This is a genomic window from Paenibacillus sp. JT31N17 (assembly GCF_056269255.1).
Genome location: NZ_JBWDNP010000009.1, coordinates 54,585 through 72,804, shown reverse-complemented (window position 1 = coordinate 72,804; position 18,220 = coordinate 54,585). Strand labels below are relative to the sequence as shown.

Annotated in this window: 13 protein-coding genes; all 13 read right to left on the bottom strand. The window is 49.8% G+C overall.

Annotated features, from left to right (window positions below; translation table 11 throughout):
- Positions 1–8: 8 nt before the first annotated feature.
- The 13 genes from AC0YOB_RS24645 to AC0YOB_RS24585 all read right to left on the bottom strand — a co-directional run bounded on the left by AC0YOB_RS24645 (position 9) and on the right by AC0YOB_RS24585 (position 18,078).
- Positions 9–1,571: an extracellular solute-binding protein gene (locus tag AC0YOB_RS24645; RefSeq protein WP_475795010.1), complete on the bottom strand. Its 1,563-nt coding sequence runs from the start codon at positions 1,569–1,571 to the stop codon at positions 9–11.
- A gap of 43 nt (positions 1,572–1,614) precedes the next feature.
- Entirely contained in the window at positions 1,615–2,484 is an 870-nt protein-coding gene (locus AC0YOB_RS24640) for a carbohydrate ABC transporter permease (protein WP_210040838.1), read from the bottom strand.
- Positions 2,485–2,518: 34 nt separating this feature from the next.
- Entirely contained in the window at positions 2,519–3,472 is a 954-nt protein-coding gene (locus AC0YOB_RS24635) for an ABC transporter permease (protein WP_475795009.1), read from the bottom strand.
- 86 nt (positions 3,473–3,558) lie between these two features.
- On the bottom strand, positions 3,559–5,373 hold the full coding sequence (locus tag AC0YOB_RS24630; RefSeq protein ID WP_475795008.1) for a sensor histidine kinase: 1,815 nt from the start codon (positions 5,371–5,373) through the stop codon (positions 3,559–3,561).
- Positions 5,374–5,709: 336 nt separating this feature from the next.
- Positions 5,710–7,077 carry a family 4 glycosyl hydrolase gene (locus AC0YOB_RS24625; protein ID WP_475795007.1) on the bottom strand — a complete coding sequence of 456 codons (1,368 nt, stop codon included), beginning with the start codon at positions 7,075–7,077 and terminating at the stop codon, positions 5,710–5,712.
- A complete protein-coding gene (locus AC0YOB_RS24620) occupies positions 7,074–8,030 on the bottom strand; it encodes a carbohydrate kinase family protein (RefSeq protein WP_475795006.1) in 957 nt (318 codons plus the stop codon). Before AC0YOB_RS24620 ends, AC0YOB_RS24625 begins: the two co-directional genes overlap by 4 nt.
- A gap of 46 nt (positions 8,031–8,076) precedes the next feature.
- Positions 8,077–9,102, bottom strand: coding sequence for a LacI family DNA-binding transcriptional regulator (locus tag AC0YOB_RS24615; protein ID WP_475795005.1), 1,026 nt, complete (start codon positions 9,100–9,102; stop codon positions 8,077–8,079).
- A 57-nt stretch (positions 9,103–9,159) separates the two neighbouring features.
- Complete coding sequence (locus tag AC0YOB_RS24610; protein ID WP_210040828.1) at positions 9,160–10,071, bottom strand: carbohydrate ABC transporter permease; 912 nt, start codon at positions 10,069–10,071, stop codon at positions 9,160–9,162.
- An 86-nt stretch (positions 10,072–10,157) separates the two neighbouring features.
- Positions 10,158–11,873 (bottom strand): extracellular solute-binding protein, encoded by a 1,716-nt coding sequence (locus AC0YOB_RS24605; protein WP_475795004.1) that lies wholly within the window; start codon positions 11,871–11,873, stop codon positions 10,158–10,160.
- Between the two features lie 49 nt (positions 11,874–11,922).
- The gene (locus tag AC0YOB_RS24600; RefSeq protein ID WP_475795003.1) at positions 11,923–12,840 is read right to left on the bottom strand and encodes an ABC transporter permease; all 918 of its coding nucleotides are present in this window, start codon (positions 12,838–12,840) and stop codon (positions 11,923–11,925) included.
- Between the two features lie 301 nt (positions 12,841–13,141).
- Positions 13,142–14,704 carry a hypothetical protein gene (locus AC0YOB_RS24595; RefSeq protein WP_475795002.1) on the bottom strand — a complete coding sequence of 521 codons (1,563 nt, stop codon included), beginning with the start codon at positions 14,702–14,704 and terminating at the stop codon, positions 13,142–13,144.
- Between the two features lie 517 nt (positions 14,705–15,221).
- Complete coding sequence (locus AC0YOB_RS24590) at positions 15,222–16,253, bottom strand: Cfr family 23S rRNA (adenine(2503)-C(8))-methyltransferase (RefSeq protein ID WP_475795001.1); 1,032 nt, start codon at positions 16,251–16,253, stop codon at positions 15,222–15,224.
- 346 nt (positions 16,254–16,599) lie between these two features.
- The gene (locus AC0YOB_RS24585; protein ID WP_475795162.1) at positions 16,600–18,078 is read right to left on the bottom strand and encodes an Lsa family ABC-F type ribosomal protection protein; all 1,479 of its coding nucleotides are present in this window, start codon (positions 18,076–18,078) and stop codon (positions 16,600–16,602) included.
- Between the last annotated feature and the right edge of the window lie 142 nt (positions 18,079–18,220).

Sequence of the window (18,220 nt, the reverse complement as noted above, 5' to 3'; positions counted from 1 at the left end):
GTCTGTTTTTATTTTTGTCCGTCCGGGAAGAATTGATCGTAGCTGGCGGCAAATTCGGATGCGGACTTGATTACATCGGGATCCTGCAGCAATTTCTCTTGATAGGCCCTGAATTCATCCATGGAAATCGCGCCGGTGATTGCCTTTGCCTCCATGGATTCAAACTCATCCTGCACTCTGGACCATGCGCTGCTCCACGAATCGGATTGCAGCACATTGAACAGCTCCACCTTTGCATCGATATCGTAAAGCGCCTTCATCTCTTCCCGGGTCTGCAGATTGTAGGACATCGGGGCAAGTGGGCTGTCGACTTTGGCGAATTCGGCTGTGGAGAAAATAAACGGCGCGTTAAACGAGCTGTTGACTTCTTTCTTGCCCAGATCAGTCAGCGAAGGGAAGCCATCCTGCATGGTGTAGTTGACGCCTTCAATTCCGAAATTGACGAAATTATAATATTTCTCGTCCGTCGTCGCATTGAAAAATTGCAAAATCCGCTGCATTTTCTTCTCGTCCACTTTCTTGGAGATCACCATCCCGCCGAAGTAACCCAGATCGTAGATGTGCGCGTAGCCCTTGGGCCCTTTCAGATAAGGAATCAGCGTCAGCTTCGCTCCCGGCTGGGTTTTCTGCAGATCCTGCTCCATATCGTATTTATGCCAGGCGTTCTTGACAAAAGCAGCCGAACGGCCTGTCGTGAACATCTCCTGCTGCTGCGTGCCGTTGATCAGAGCAAATTCCTTGGGAATGGCCCCGTCCGCATAGAGCTCTCTCATGTACTGAACATAGTCCGCATAATTAGAGGTTAAATTCGCATGGATGATGCCGCCGTTGCTGTCCCGAAAGGGATCTCGCGTGCCGAAGGCGGCTGCGAAGAAGCCCGAAACCGGTATCGTGCCGATCGTATCGATCTTCCCGTTGCCGTCCGGATCGCTCTGTCCAATAATCTTCATCACATTCTCGAACTCTTCGATGGTGGTCGGTACCTGCAGATTCAACTTATCGAGCCAGTCCTGCCGGATAAACAGGGCGGAATCGAGATTTCCGCGGGTCCGCGGGATAAAATAATTCTCCCCGTTCACCTTGCTGAGCACCCAGGCATTCTGATTGGTGTACTGCTTGAAGTTCGGATACTTGCTAAAATCGCCTAATTCCGTGGTCAAATCCCAGAATGCGCCTGCTTTAACCGCTTTCAATACACTTGGCGCCGTAATGCTGGTGACCTGCATAATATCGGGTATGTCGCCCGATGCCAGCACCAGATCCAGCTTCTGCTGATAATTGTCCGCCGGTACCCAGTCCACCGAGTAATCCACATTAAACTCCTTCTCCATGCTCTTCCAGAAGTCGCTGTCCTTGGCAGGCGCCTGCTGGTAGAGATTGGCCATTCCTTTGAGCACGAGCGGAGCCTCCTGCCCGCCGTTCTCCGCTGCCGAGCCTGGCGCATTCGTTTCCTTCGGGTTGTTGTCCGGGGCGCTTGGCGTGTTCGTCGATGTCGAGCTGCAGGCCGCCAGGATGGACAACGTAATCGTGATGCATGTCACAAGCAATAACCTTTGCCGCTTCTTCCCCATTTCGTTTTCTCCCTTCATACTTGAGATGAAATTCATATCGAACTCAGCCCTTGATAGAGCCAAGCATGACACCTTTAATGAAATACCGCTGCACGAAAGGATATACCGCCATAATCGGCAGCATGGCCAGCACCACTGTCGCCATCCGCACCGTCTCGGAAGGAAGATTCAGCATATCCACCGAACCGGTGCTGCCCGCGCCGCTTGTCGAAGCGTCGACCAGGATGGATTTGACGTAAAGCTGCAGCGTAGTTTTCTGGGAGTCGGTCAGATAGATAAGCGCACTGAAATAGGTATTCCAATGGCCGACCGCGAAGAAGAGCGTAAGGGTGGCGATGGAGGCCTTGGACAGCGGAATAATAATGCGGAAGAACGTCCCGATCTCGGTGCACCCGTCGATCTTCGCGGAGTCCTCAAGCTCCTCCGGCAGGGCATCGATGAAGCTCTTGGCGACGATCAGGCTCCATGAGTTCGTCAGCACCGGGAGAATCAGCGACCAGAGACTGTTCATTAATCCAAGATTTTTGATCAGCAGATAATTCGGAATAATCCCCGCGCTGAACAGCAGTGTGAAAATAACAATGCCCATGAACAAATTCCGGTGCGGCATCTCCTTCTTCGTCAGCGCATAGGCCATCGTGTAGGTAAACGCAATATTGAGCGCCGTTCCCACTACCGTTATGAACAGGGTGTTCTTCACCGAATTGATGAAATTCGACGTCGAGAGAATATACGAATAGGATGCGAGCGATAATTTTTCCGGGATAATATACAGCTTAAACGGCACATAGATCGATGGATCGGTTAACGACACGCTGACAATGTAGAAAAAGGGAGCGATACAAATCAATGAGATCAGGCCGGACACGATATAAATGACGACATCCGCAACCGACATTTTTTTGGAATGCATATCACCTCATCTCCTTCAAATCCATTATCGCTTTTCAATAGATACCGGTATGCCCCATTCTTTTGACAATGCGGTTGGAGATGATGACCATGATGAGTCCGGCGAGGCTCTTGAATATGCCGACTGTTACCGCAATGCTGAAATTCCCTTGATTGATCCCCTGATTGTACGAATAAGTATCAAATACTTCCGCAACGTCTCTTACGAACGGATTGCCCATCAGCAGCACCTGCTCGAAGCCTACATCCATGACCTGCCCGAGCCTCAGAATAAAGAGCACGATAATGGTGGGCAGTATCGATGGCAGCGTAATCCTCAGCAGCCTCTGCATGCGGGAAGCCCCGTCAATGGTCGCCGCTTCGTACTGGGAGGGGTCGATCTGTGTGATAGCCGCCAGAAAGAGGATCGTTCCCCATCCAACCTCCTTCCAGGTGTTCTGAACCAGCAGCACCCACCAGAAAAGCTTCGGATTGGAAAGGAAGGCCACGGGCTCGCCGCCCGCATGTACAATAAACTTGTTCACCAGCCCGATATCGGAGCTGAGCATGAAGAAGGTAATCCCTGTAATCACTACCCAGGATAGAAAATGGGGCATATAAATAATGGTTTGATTCAGCCGTTTGAACTTGGCGGAGCGAATTTCATTGATGAGCAGTGCAAGAATAATGGGAGCCGGGAAGTAGAAAATAATATTCATCAGGCTGATGACCAGCGTATTGCGGAACATCATATAAAAATAAGCGCTGGAAAAGAAATCTGCAAAATATTTAAAACCAACCCACGGACTGCCCCATATCCCTGCGAAGGGACTGTAATCCTTGAAGGCGATAATCAGGCCCCACATCGGCGCAATTTTAAAAATCAGGAAATAGATTAATCCGGGCATGACTAAAAGATAGACATAGCGGTATTTGTAGTACAATCCTTTTCGTTTATCCCATTTATTCTTCAAGATGCGCTTTTCGCTGCCTGCACGTAACGGATACACCTATACTTGTCACCTCCATTCATCTATGGTCATGCCATCAACGTATGAAACCGCTTTATTAACAATCTAATCCAATCCGGGCAGCATTAAAATGTACGGTTTTCGGAACTATTGGACAGATTTCGGTTTTCGGTTTTGGCAGGCAGCTCGATCACCACTTTGGTCCCCTCCAGCTGGATGCTATTGATCGACAGTCCGTAACGAGTGCCATACAACAATTTAATCCTCCTGTCGATGTTAATAATGCCGATGCTTTTCTTTTTCATGGCGGCAGGCATCTCATCCAGCATGTCTTTTTCAAAGAAGCTGCTTCTTATCTGCTCCAGCACCTCCGCGGACATTCCTTTTCCGTCATCCTCGATAGTAAACCGGATCGTGCCGCTGCCGTCCGCATGCCCTCGTATAATCAGAGTCCCTGCTCCCTTCTTCTGCTCGAGTCCGTGGAATACGGCATTCTCCACAATGGGCTGCAAAATCATCTTTGGGATGATGCAGTCCATAATCGCTTCATCTACCTCATAGATGATCGTAAACCGGTTCCTCTGGCGGATCTGAATGATTTTAAAGTACTCCTTGATACAGCCGATTTCATCTCCTACCCGCACATCGTTGTTTTCCTTGATGCTGTACCGGAAGATCTTCGCCATGGCGGTAGTAATTTCGATAATCTCCGGCACCTCCCGGGTTAAAGCAATACCTCGGATGCAATCCAGCGTGTTGTACAGAAAATGCGGATTGACCTGACTCTGGAAAGCCGAGAACTGCGCATTCTTCTTGGCCAGCTCCGCTTTATACAGCTTCTCCTGCGAGGTTACCACCGCTCCGGTCATCGTATCGATATTATCCAGCATTTTATTCAGCGCTCTGGCCAGCAGGCTTATTTCATTGGCCGTATGGATGGTCAGCCGCTGACTGCTGTACCTGTGCCCGATCGAATTCATGAAGCGGGCCATTTTTATGATCGGCGTGGCAATGCTTTTATTTATCGCAAGTCCGAATCCCGTCAGGACGATGACAATCACAACTCCCATGAGGAGCGCAAACTGCTTCAGCGCGAACAGATCCTTGTCAATCTCGACATTCGGAATAATCCCGATAACCCGCCAGTTCAAATTGCTGACCGATCTTTGGTATACCAGTGAATTTTTACTGCCGTTAAATCCTCCGTCGAGGCTGGCCGTCTTCTTGTCGGCCAACGCGGCGCGGATCAGCTCCATGTCCTTCTGCTTCAACTGCTTGTGGTTGGAGGCCACAATGTTATCTTCGGCATCTGCAATAATGAACAGCGAATTATAATTGGGCTGCAGGCTTGAGACGGTGCTGATGAAGCTGTCCGCATTATAAATGACGACGGTAATAAACTTGTCGTTTGTTGCCTCCGAGATGAACGACTTTGTTATACATACATAAAATGCTCTGCCGTTCTCGCGGTCGTTCAGCAAATAATGGGTAGGCTGCTCTAACTGGATAGTGCCGTTATTGAAGCGTCTCTTGATTTCATTCAGCACCCGGAAGTCCTCGCTTCGATTGGCGCCGATATTGATCATATCGAGATCACTAATAATAATGCCGCTGATACTCCTGTTGGAGAGCATGATGGATTCGATCATGAGCTGCATGTCATTGCTGAATTTGAGCAGCTCATCGATACGCTGGGTGTTTATAAATTGGTAGGTAATATTGTTATAAGAGGTGATATTGGCAATATTGTTAATATCCGTTGTAAATGTAACCGCTTTCGAAACTAATTGGTTTGAGGCTTCTTTCAGAAATTCCGAATAGTTTCTTCTGTTGATCGAGTCAAACCAGCTTAGCGATACCGCCTGGAGCATGATAATAATGCCGATGGATATGCATATCAGAATCAGCAGCTGAGACTTCAACTTGATCTTGCTAAACATTCATGCGCTCCCTCCTCTAACGCTGACACCAGTTTGCTGACGGGGACAAGCGGGAATTTAATCATCTCCATTCCGGGATTTGGCTGTAGAGACGGGCCGGGCAGGCAGTGAAGCCGGCAGCACGCCTCTATCCCTTGGCTGCATTTGACAGGGGTCAGACTGATGTGAGGCCAAAAAAGAAAAAGCTCCCGGCCTTTGTGAAGGATCCCGGGAGCATGAACAATTTGACAAGACCAAAATACTATCTTTCGAATATTCTTGCAACACTTATTTTCCATGTTCGTATTCCGCGACTGCCGGCTGCGCCGTTATTCCAATCAGAATTCCACCTGCGCTTTAAGTCCAGTCGCCCAGAAGGTCCCGATAAGCCTCCATATAATCCCCGACAAGCCCCTTTGCAAGCGAGTACGAGTTGACCAGCGGATGAACGGTGAGCGCCTGAACCGCCAGCTCGCGCGAGCGCCTGGCCACAGCTTCGACAGTCAGCCGCTCGAACAGCTTCACGTTTTTCATCAGCAGCGTCATATCCTCCGGTACCGATCCTATGAACACGGGCCTCGCCCCATCCTTCGTGATCGTACAGGAAATCTCCACTACATCGTCGTCTGCGAATCCCTCGATAGCGCCTTCATTCGGCACCGACAATACGATATTATTCTCTCTCCCCGTCTGAAGCGATTCGACAAAATCCAGCATGACGCCGGCATAGCCCAGCGAATCCGGCAGCTCCAGCTTCTCTGCCGCGGGAATGGCCCTGGCTTGCGAATTGGTCTCGATTGCCATATAAGACGCTTCCCGTTTCTGCGTATAGTACAAATAAGTTTGAATGGCGGCGTCGGGATCAGCCCCGATATCCATGTGGCGAAGCTGCTCCAGCATGGCTCTGTTGTTCTCGGCAATCATTCCGCCCCGCGTCATCTCCGCGTCCCGGATATTCGCAAAAGCCTTCTCGCGATGATAGTAATAGTACAAATATTCGTTGGGCAAATACGGCAGCGTATGCAGCAGATCGGGATCGAACATCGCAAATTCGCTGACCCGGCTTGTGAACCCGATATCGTTCTTCAGCTCCGGCAGCAGATCCCGGCCGCGGTACACAGCCTTGCTCATCCATGACAGATGATTCAGCCCGAAAAACTCAACATGCAGCTCCCGCGGATCGACTCCGAGGGTTTCCGCCATTCGCAGTTTGGTATGGCTGGGCGTATCGCAGATGCCGATAACCCGGTCGCAACCGGCACTTCGCAGCGCCTGGGTTACAAGCCCGGAAGGGTTGGAGAAGTTGAAGATCCAGGCGTGCGGAGCAAGCTGTTTGGCAATTTCACAATACTCCATCAACACGGGAATCGTCCGGATGGCCATCGAGAAACCGGCCGGACCGGTCGTCTCCTGCCCGATGACGCCGTGCTTCAGCGCAATCCGCTCATCGGTGTAACGGGACTGCTCTTTGCCGACACGGACGGTCGTTACGATATAATCGGCACCGCGAATCGCCTGCCGGCTGTCGGTCGTCATCGTCAGCTTCAGTGCGGTGCCGCTCCTGTCGATCACGATCCGGCACAGCTTGCCGATAATGCCGAGCTGCTCTTCATCTGTATCGTGCAGCGTCAGCTCGGTAATTCCGGCAGCCTCGGCTTTGAGCGTCAGACTTTTTGTGAAAAGAACAGCCCGCACACCCCCTCCGCCTATCAATGTCAGCTTCATGACGAGACCTCCTGGTTTACCGAATGATCCTGGTTTGCGCGGATGAAAGCCTCCAGCTCCGCCCGGTCGGGCGCCCCCCCGCTTCCTCCGTAAGCAGCGACCGAAAGCGCACCGCATGAATTGCCATAGCTGAGACAGGTGCCCGTGTCCAGCCCGTTAAGGTATCCGTACAAATACCCGGCGTTGAACGAGTCTCCCGCACCCGTGGTATCTACCGCTGTTACCGGATATGCGGGACGGTGCATTCTGATCCCGTCCTTATGTGCAATCGCGCCCTTGGGTCCGAGCTTGACTACAATATGATTGCTGAATGCCGCCATATGCTCCAGGCTGTCTTCAACCTGTTCAAGACCCGTATAGTGCAGCGCTTCGGTCTCGTTCATCAGAAAAACATCCATATAGGTCATCAGCTCAAATACGCCCTTATTCCATTCGCCCGTATCGTCCCAGCCAACGTCGCAGGACAGCGTTACGCCCTTCGCCTTCAGCGCCCTTGCCAGCGCAATGACCGCAGCATGGTTGCGCGTTCCTTTATAGCAGGTCAAATGAACGTGCTTGCCCTCCGTAATCCGGTCGAGATCAAGCTTGCCGACGTCGAGCTCCTGGTTCGAGCCTGCGTAAGTGATGAACGACCGGTCCACCTGTGGATTGATGGCGATCGTAACGCCGGTATTGTAAATTTGACTGGTTCCCAATAAGCTGGTATCGATACCATACTGAACGAACTGATCTCTGATAAAGTGTCCGTAGCCATCATCTCCGAGAATCCCGTTGAAAGCAACCTTCATGCCGAGCTTGGCGAAGGAGATGGAGAACAATGCAGCTCCCCCGCCAACGTGCATCATCATATTGTCCACGAATATTTCCTGCCCCGGCTGGGGGATTTCATTGCATCCCACTACTACCAGGTCGATATTGGCATCGCCGATCACAACCGCATCGAATTTTTTCACTGCACTCTCCCTCTTCCACTCCAGGTCTTTGTATGACCCCAGTTTTTCATGTCTCTTGCTGTTTGACGACGGGTCTGCAGCTGTCCCGGACAACCAGGCGGTGCTTTAAAATCAGATCCTTCTTGAAGCCCGTTTGTTGTTGCGTCATGAAGTCGATCAGGGAAAGAACCGTCACCTTGCCCATTTCCTCAATCGGCTGCTCCATGGAAGACAATCGCGGTCTTACCAGCTCGGTCAATTGAGAACCGTCAAATCCGATCACGGAAATATCGTCAGGGACCGAGAGCAAATGGTCGTTGATACAGTTCATCGCGCCTGCCGCCATATCATCGCTGACCGCGAATACCGCCGTCGGACGGACGCGGCTCGCCAGCAGCTCCTTCATCCGCTCGTAGCCGCTCTGCGGCTTGTAATCGCCGAACCGGATGTAATCGTCCTCAATGGGAATATGGTTGTCTTCCAGAGCTTTCCGGTATCCGGCATATCTGCTTTGCCCTGACGTTACGTCCCGCATATCGCCTCCGATAAAAGCAATCCGCTCATGGCCAAGGCCGATCAGATAGCAGGTCGCCTCGTATGCCGCGCTGTAATCGTCGATTATGACCGACATAAACTTCTGGTCCGCCGGTCGGACGCTGGAAAAAATAACGGGTATATCCAGCTTGTCGAGGAACGCGCGGATCTCGTCGTCCAGCTTCTCGTGCATGATGACGATCCCTTCCACGCGCATTTCCTTGAATATGTTCAAATATTTCAATTCTTTGCCGGTGTCCTCATGAATATCGCATACGAGCAGAAAGTAGCCCGCTTTGCTCGCCGTCTGTTCGACGCTGCTCAGAATGGTGGCGTAGAAGCTCGAAGTCAGATCCGGAACGATGATCCCGATCAGGTTTGTCTTCTGGCGGACAAGGCTTCTGGCGATATGGCTAGGTGAATAGCCCAGCTCGTCAATAACGCGCTGCACCTTTGCTTTCAGATCATCCTTGACATATTTTTCACCGTTCAGCACTCTTGAGACCGTCGTGGTCGATACTCCAGCCTGCTTGGCGACATCCTTGATTTTCGGTTTCAACCCTCTCATCCTTCCCGTCTAAGCACTACTGACAAACAAACTATATTTTACTCCAGATTATTCCTTTATGGAACCAATCATTGCGCCTTTGGCAAAATACTTTTGAATAAACGGATACACGCAAATGATAGGCGCAACGACGACCATAATGGTCGCCATCTTGAGCGAATCGCCCGTAAGCTGGATTTTGGCAAGCAAATCCTGTTGATTGGATCCCGCCGCCGTCATCAAATATTCACGGATCGCATCCTGTTTGGTCAGCATCTCCTGCAGCAGGGTGGATAACGGCCGGAGATCGGCTTTTCGTACGAAGAAAGAGCCCGTAAACCAATCATTCCAGTGGCCCACCGCCGTAAATAGGGAAATCGTGGCAAGAACCGGCTTGCTGAGGGGCAGGATGATGCGCCAAAATATGCTGAAATCGTTGCAGCCGTCAATTCTGGCCGCTTCTTCGAGACTTATGCCGATCTGCTGAAAGAACGTCCGCATAATGATGATATTCCATGCGCTGTACAAGCTGGGGATGACATAAACCCATATCGTATTTGTCAGATGCAGACTGCTGAGCAGCATATAATACGGAATAATTCCACCGGAGAACAGCATGGTGAAGAAAATCATCAGCGTGATAAATCTCACGCCCGGCAGCGTCCTGCTCTTCAGGGCGTACGCCGCCATGGCCGTCAGGAAAACGCCCGCTGCTGTACCCAGCACCGTCCGGAACAGGGAGATGGCAAAAGCCCTGCCGATGTTCGCGGAGGTGAATACCTCCTGGTAGTTCTCAAGCGTCCAGACCCGCGGCCAGAATGAGATGCCTCCGCGTTCCGCATCTTTGCCCGCATTAAAGGAAAGCGCCAGAATGTTGAAGAAAGGAAGCACAATTGACAGGCACAGGAGAATGATCAGCGCGTAATTGACGAACTTGAACAGCTTCTCTCCGGTTGTGAGCTTGTAAAATTCGTTGCCCACGTCTTTCCCTCCTCATGCGATCGGCTGCGTTCCCGGCGTTGCCCGGACAGGAACGCAGCCCTCTTTAGGCTTTTATGATGAACCGGTTACTGCAAAATGAGCTTTGTTTTCGGATCGGAATCTTTTTGATCCAGCAGCTTCTCGTAATCTTCCAGTCCGGCCGCCTTCAGCTGCTTCGCTGCCGAGTCCATGATTTCCCTGGCTTTATCCATGCCTTTCGCATAGAAAGCACGGATCATGCTGTCATTGTAGTTGTCCAGCGCCGTCTGCAGATCGGTTCCCGAAGGGAATTCGTTGATAAATGAGAGCGGACGGTAGCCATCGACCACGACCTCCTGTTTCTTCTTCTCGTCATAGCCCCAGTAATCCGCGATTTTATTTTGCGACTCGTAGAGATTCGGCATAACCGACAATCCGTATTCCGCCTCGCCGAAGTCATCGAACCGATTGGCGTCGGTCAAGCCCAGGTATTGCCCCCAGTTGTTTCCCGCTCCCTCAAACCCCAAGGCCTTGGCCGCTTCCGGATCCTTTGCCTTCAAGTCGAGTACCTCCTGCTTTACAACCGGATTGCCCTTGTCATCAAGCGTATAGTCTCTGCCTTCAAGGCCGTATTGCCAAAGCAGCTTGCCTTCGCGGCTTGCAAGGAAATCGGCGAAGTCCATCACCTCTTGCGGTTTTTTCGTCGTGCTCGGAATCGCCCATATGAAGGAACCTTCCTTGTACGTCCTCGTCATCTGGAACGGACCGTCGACGTAATTGATCGGTCCAAGCGGAAGATAGGTCATATCTTTATTGAAGTCCAGGTTATTGTGCATTTCGCTGATGATGCCGAACGACCCGTTGATCGCGCCTTCTGTCGCCTTGCTGCCTTCCATGGCGTAATAATCGGGCGCCATCAGCTTCTCGCCCAGCATCTTCTGAACCAGCTCGATGCGTTTCATCATATAATCGGTCTGGCTTTCGTGAATGATCTTGCCGTCCTTGTCCTTATAAAACTTCTGGTCAACCTTGCCCCAGGTAACATCCCGGAAGAGCGTGCCGACCTCATGGTTGCCATTCCCCCAGTACTGCGGACCGACCGGAATGACAGCCTTTCCGTTTGCATCCTTGAAATTGCCGGCTTTGATTTTCTGTGCCAGCTCGTAAACTTGATCAGTCGTCGTAATCGTGCGCGGGTCGATGCCAAGCGCATCGGCGATATCTTTCCGGATAAAGGGACCGCCGAAAAATTTGAGGCCGTCATGGGGCTCGCCCTTGGCTATGCGCATATGGATGAAGTAGCTCGAGCCATTGAACTCGGGGCGGAACATGATTCCATATTTCGTATCCAGCGGCAAGTAGTCGTCTTCCAGATAATTCTTGTAAACCTCGGTGTTTTTCATCAGGGGCGTCAGGTCGGTGAGAACGCCTTCCTTGGCTGCCTTCGCAAGGACCGGCATTTCCGGACGGGCGCTGTTGTCCAGGTAGGAGACGATAAAGTCCGGCAAATCGCCGGAAGCGAATCCGGCAATCATCCCGTCAACCGCGCTGCTCGCATTTACGGCTTCCAGCTTGAGGGTAATGCCGGTCTTCTCTTTGATGACCTTCGCAATGTCCGGATTGATGTCTTTGCTCACATCGTCGCTGTCGATGAACAGCAGCCCCGTTACCGTCCGGTCGGCAATCCATGTCGCCGGCTTCCCGGCATTGTTCTCGGCCGTTTGACCCTCATTGTTTGCCGGCTTTGCCTTGTCCGTACAGCCGGCCAGCAGTATGACGGCCGTCAGCGGCAATGCAATCCATTTGCCCCATTTTGTAAGCATACTCATCCTCTTTTCTGTCATTTTTTTATGATGATTCGGAATGGTATCGCTACCATATCGATTCGTCAAGAAATTTTTTGGAGGCACGATTGGCTGAAATAACGAGAATCAGTCCGATTACCCCCTGCATGAGACCAACTGCCGTGGCATAGCCGTATTGTCCATTTTGCAGACCAACCCGGATAATATATGTATCGAGGATATCCGCCACTTCCATATTGCCCGGCGTTCTCATGAGATAAATCTGGTCGAAGCCCGCCTGCAGAATGCTGCCCAACCCGAGAATGAACAGGATCGCAATCGTCAGACGTATGCCCGGCAGCGTAATATGCCAGATTTCATGCCATTTGTTGGCTCCATCTATCTTGGCTGCTTCGTACTGCTCCGGGCTGATGCCGGCAATGGCAGCCAGATAAATGATCGAATCCCAGCCGATGCTCTGCCAGATATGGCTGCCGAACATGAGCGGATAGAAATAGCTGCTTTCCATCATGAAGAAAGTGCTGCCCTCTCCGCCGAAATATTTGATCACTTCGTTGACAATGCCGGTATCCGGAGCGAACACGCGCTGCATCAAGCCGATCACGATAACCCAGGAAAGGAAATGCGGCAGATAAGCGATGCTCTGCGTGATGCCCCGGAACCGCTTGCTCCGTATTTCGTTGAACATGAGTGCGAGAAGGATGGGAAACGGCAAGCCCAGGAACATTTTGACGCAGCTTATAATAAGGGTATTGCGGATCAGGGCTCCACTTTGATAGTTGTCGAAGAAGGATTTGAAGTAAGTGAACCCGACCCATGGACTTCCCAGAATCCCCTTATTGAATTGGTACTCCTTGAAGGCCAGAATAACGCCGCCCATCGGGATGTAGGAGAAGATAATGAAGAACGCGATACAAGGCAGCAGCATGAAGTATAGAATTCTATGCTCAAAGATTCGTTTCATCAGCTTCGACTGCATCTTCATCTCCGCTTTTCTTCTGCCCCTAACCGGCAGCCCGGTTTGCATGGTTGATCACCGTCCCTTTTTTCGTCCGCCTTGGCATGGTAGCGATTTCATAACGCTAAGCAGCTGCCCGGCTTTTGTGAATCTGTCATTATTCTGATCGAAATCCGTATCCTTCCGTCTCTATCGTTGACTCCCCCAGGATGGGACAAACGCTTTAACCCTTCATGGACAACACCTCCCCAATAAAGTAAATTACGCAGTCCGACAGGATAGAAGGATACTGGAATCGATACCAAAAAAAGCGGCAGCTGGTTATATCTTAGATCACATGGGCTGTAAGGCTGCGGCTGTGGAAATTGAACACGAATGTTACAACAGTATTCTCGCGTTCGATTTCCAGTGTTGACCGGGTTTCCGATCCGCTGCGCGGATAAGTGTCGATCGAATAGAGCTGGGACAGCGTTCCGTATGGCGCAACCGCATATTCGAAGGATCCCCGGAATGGAAAGACGAAGGAGCGTTTATAGATGCCGTCCCCAACGTAGTACATCCGTGTTGTTTCACTGTTGGAGTCGTGGTTGATCGCTCCCAGATGATGCTGGAAGCTGCCGAACAGGATGACGCGGGCAGGCAGCTTGATGCCGGTTTCCGGGTCATAGCTGTCCTCGGCTCCATAGGAAGTGTTTGGCAACGGGTTGCCAGCCCTCTGCCGCAGGTCGGATTCCGATTGCCACAGTCGTCTAATCGTCTCTTCCTGTCCAAAACCGAGCGGACATCCTTCACCTGGCGTATTAGCCTGATAGCAGCTGCTTGAGCTCTCTTCTCCCGTACCCCAAGCGGTCATCCGGATCCGGCAGCTGCCCAGTGTCCTTCGCACGGGCATTTGCAAATACGCGTTGGTATTGTTCACAGCCGTCCATTTCAGGGCATATTCGAGAAACCGGTTGCGGCTCTCTTCATCCTGTGAAGCAAACCATGAGATCTGATCATAACCCCACCATTCCATCCATGCCCGGCGTTCGTCAGGAATGCCTTCCTTCTCATCGAAGAATTGTCCGCCCCAGTTGTCGAGCTCCATTATCACCGGCAATGCATCGCAGCTCCAGCCGCTTGGCGTTAACCCGCCTTCGCTGAATCCTTCCTGCACCAGCGCCAGCTTGTCGCCCGGCGTATCGAGGATCGGCATCCGCGAATACGGCATGGAGTGGAAATCAAACAGAAGTCTGCCCTTCACATTCACCCCGTGCGTATGCGCGTCGAGCAGCACAATGCCGCGTCTCGCGTTGGATTTGGCATAGTCCCGTATTTTTTCGAATAACGCCATTGTTTTCGTGAATCCGGTATCCTCGGCGGTGTACAGGTGAATCTGTCCCATATGAATGGCCTCGAAACCGGCATCGATATAGCTCGCGGCCCTATAGAAGAACCACAGTCTCGTCTCCTGCTTGTCTATATTCGGTATTCCGCCGTTATCGTCCCAGACGTATCCATGCGGCTTCCCATCAAATAACATATCTGCAAAACGGAATGTCCGGCGTTCAACCGGCAGCTGGAATGCCTTGAACACCCACTCCGGTATTTCAATGTTTTCTACCCCTTTGAATATGGCCTCAAAAATGCATGTCTGCAGCATAATGTCCGGATCAACCTCGTGTACGCGTTCCGCCAGTGTCCTGGACTTTCTGAAATGCGCTTCATCATCGGGCTCCAGCGTCCATACACCGGAAGCGCGGCCGAGAAACTTGGCTCCGATGTTCCTGATCATTCTCAAGTCATCGTCCAATGTCTCGCTGTTGACCAGATCTGCGGCCGTAATCGCTCTGGAGAGATATCGTTCCAGAGCTTCCCGGCTGATACTGCCGTTAAAATTAGAGTGGTTCATAGATGCCTCCGTATTATCGAATTGTTAATCATTCTATATGGTATCGATACCATATAGAGCAATATAAGAACATTTTACCTTAGATTCAGGTTGAAAAGAAGAGATGGATAGGAAGTTGGTATCGATACCATAAAAGCGTTTTCAGTGGGAATTGATTTTAGTATAGGTCACCTTTATACGCTTGTAAACATTTTTTTTCTATGCATTTTACGATGCTTATAATAATACTGGCATGCAGCTGCCGGGCGACCTTCGACGCCCTCTGCTTGCGTCATTGAGCAAGGCGGTCGTCTTTAAATATATTCATCATTTTGCCGGACAAGAAGAAGCTGCAGTCGCCGTCCTGTGGCGGCACAGCAAGTTCCCTCCCTTAGAAATATAGGCAAAGCAGCGGATAAATTCTTTATCGTTTAAAAAAAAGCGGACAGCCTTATGCAGCATACGTTGCTTTCAGACTATCCGCTTCAGTTGAACAGCCTTTCATCCTGAAATGGTTTTTAACGAGATTCGGGATGGATTAATTTGATCCATAGAGCTGCCCGCAGGCTGCATTAATATCTGATCCAAATTGGGTTCTGACCGTGACATTGATTCCCCTTGACTTCAGGATCTGAACGAACATATTGACACTGTTCCGGTCAGATTGGCTGTAGCTTTGGGATGTCTCATCGGTCGAATTGTACGGTATCAGGTTAACATGATAAAGATGCTCCCATACCCCCCTTCCGCGCAGCAGCTCAGCAACGGCTTCCGCATGCTCTGTTGAATCGTTGATTCCCCTGAGCAATATATACGCAATGTACACCTTTCTTCCCGTATGCTGGATATGATTGTCCAACGCATCCATCACTTCTTGCAATGGAAAACGGTCATTGATGGGCATCAGCCCGCTTCTTTGCTTGTCGAAAGGCGAATGCAGCGAAAAGGTCAGGTTGACCTGCGGGAAGTCCTTCCTCAGTCTGTGTATTCCCGGCAGCAGACCGATTGTAGAAACCGTAATTCTGCGATGGCCTAATCCAAATAGTTGCGGATCGGTCAGTATTGCCAGTGCGTCAAACAGATGAGGATTTGCAAGCGCCTCCCCCATTCCCATAAAAGAGACACTGTCCAGGGTATGGCCATTCAAGTGAAAGTGCAGCAGCTGGCCGGTTATTTCATCGGTTGTCAGATTTCTTTTCAAGCCGATCGTTCCTGTAGCACAGAAGCTGCAGCCAAACCCGCATCCACACTGGGACGAAATGCAATACGATTCCCAACCGCGTTTATAACTTAATCGGACTGCCTCGATACGCTCGCCGCCGGCTATACCGAACAAAATCTTGCTGACCTGGTTTGACGATTGCTCGATTAACGGCGTGACGCTGGATACCTGATTTCCAAGCTCATGGATCAATTCGTCACGCACAAACTTGGGTATCATGGTCATTTGCTCAAATTCACCGATTCTTTGCTTGAAAATAGCGTCAGTGATTTGAAGATATCTGTAGCCCGGCTGTTTCAGAGCGGCTATTATTTGCTGAATCTTTTCATATTTTGATTTTGGCTTCATTATTTTCTCCCTCTTGCACGGAGAAAAAGCGCAAAAAAACACCAGCAGACCCGGTGTTTTTTGCGCTTTACATTAACCAGACTATACGACTAAAAACACCAGGCGAATATCGATGTCATCGCGTAGTGAATCTATATATAGAAGGATAAAGCTCCGGTAGCTGCATCGTTATTTTGTGAACCATGCCAACGATCATGTTAAATGACAGGTCCACATAAACATCTACAACCTCAATCATCGCGTTCATCCTCCTTTTATAGTTGCATTGACTAAATATGTCAACAACCTAACATGAATCCTCACCATAGTCAAGCTTCATAGAAACTTAATGTCCATCCAAGTCACATTAGAGTTCAATAGTCTTTGTAGCAATATTTTTGCAAAATTCACTGTCATGCTCCACAAAAAGAATGGTTGGCGAGTACTCAAGCAGCAGCTCTTCAATTTGCATGCGGGAAATAATATCAATAAAATTAAGCGGTTCATCCCAAATATGCAAATGAACCTTCTCACAAAGACTTTTGGCAATCAGCACCTTCTTTTTTTGGCCGCCGCTAAAAGCGGAAATATCCTTTTCAAATTGAACCCGGGAAAAATCAAGCTTTCTTAAAATCGATTTAAAAAGGCTCTCCTCAATCCCGTTCCTGGCAGCATAATCAGATAAATTGCCCTGAAGATGGGATGTGTCCTGTGAAACGTAGGATATTTTCAGCTGACTGCCCTTTCTGAAAGTACCCGTATAGTTGATATCCTCGCCGTAAACAAGCTTGATAAGGCTTGATTTTCCGGAGCCGTTTTTACCTGAAAGGGCAATTCGGTCGCCTTGCTCAATCGTAAAGCTTATATCGGCGCAAACCACCTTCTCACCGTAGTAGATCGATACATTTTCAAGCTCGGCAAGCTGGTTTTTGTGAAAAGCAAGCTGCGAAATCTTTAAGCTCTCCGAGCTCTCGATATTTCTCAGAAGCTTGGACTTTTCATCAATGGCAGATTGCTGCCTTTGCTCCATCGATTTGGAGCGTTTCATCATTTTAGCAGCCTTGTGGCCAATATACCCTTTATCTACCTTGGAACCGGAATTTCGTGTTCCGTTTTTTGTCTTCTCCACCTCATGTGACCAATTGCCCGTTCGTTTGGCGGATTCTGACAAGTGCTTGATGTCTTTTTTCAGTTTATCGTTCTCTGCAAGCTCAAAGTTATCCTGCCGCTTTTTATTTTCCCACCAATCGGTGAAATTCCCTTTTTGAATTTCTACGTTGGTTTTATTGATCGAAAGTATATGGTCCACGCAGTTATCAAGAAATGATCTGTCGTGAGAAACCAGAATAAATCCGCTTTTGGTTTTGAGATAATCACTGACAAGTTTTCTTGCATCCATGTCAAGATGGTTGGTTGGCTCATCAATTAACAGGAAACTGTTTTCCTTCAGGAACAATGCAGCCAGCAGCACTTTCGTTTGCTCTCCGCTCGATAGTGAATCGAAGGGCCGGTATAAAACATCCTCAGAAACCTTCAGCAAGGAAAGCTCACGCATTAACTCCCAGTGTAGATAATCCGGAAAAATGTCGTTGATTACATCAAGGGTATTGTTTTCCTTGTTTTGGACATGGAATGGAAAATATTCAAAACTGACATTAGCAGAAATATTTCCGTTGTATTCATATTTGCCAAGCAGCAAATGAAGAAAAGTCGTCTTGCCTCTGCCGTTTCGTCCCGTAAACCCTAATTTCCAATCGGTATCGATTTGAAAATTGACGTTTTCAAATATGTTGTCGTAGCTGCCATCATAGGCGAACGTCAGGTTGGTAACATTTATTAATGACATGAAATACATCCTCCTGTATACAAAAATAAAGAGCCGCAAGAAAGTTACTTCTCGCAGCTCAAATAAATACAGTTAATCCAACCCCCTGTGGAGGCAGATAAGGATATATTGTTTGAGTGAAAAGAATGTAACTTTCTTGCCC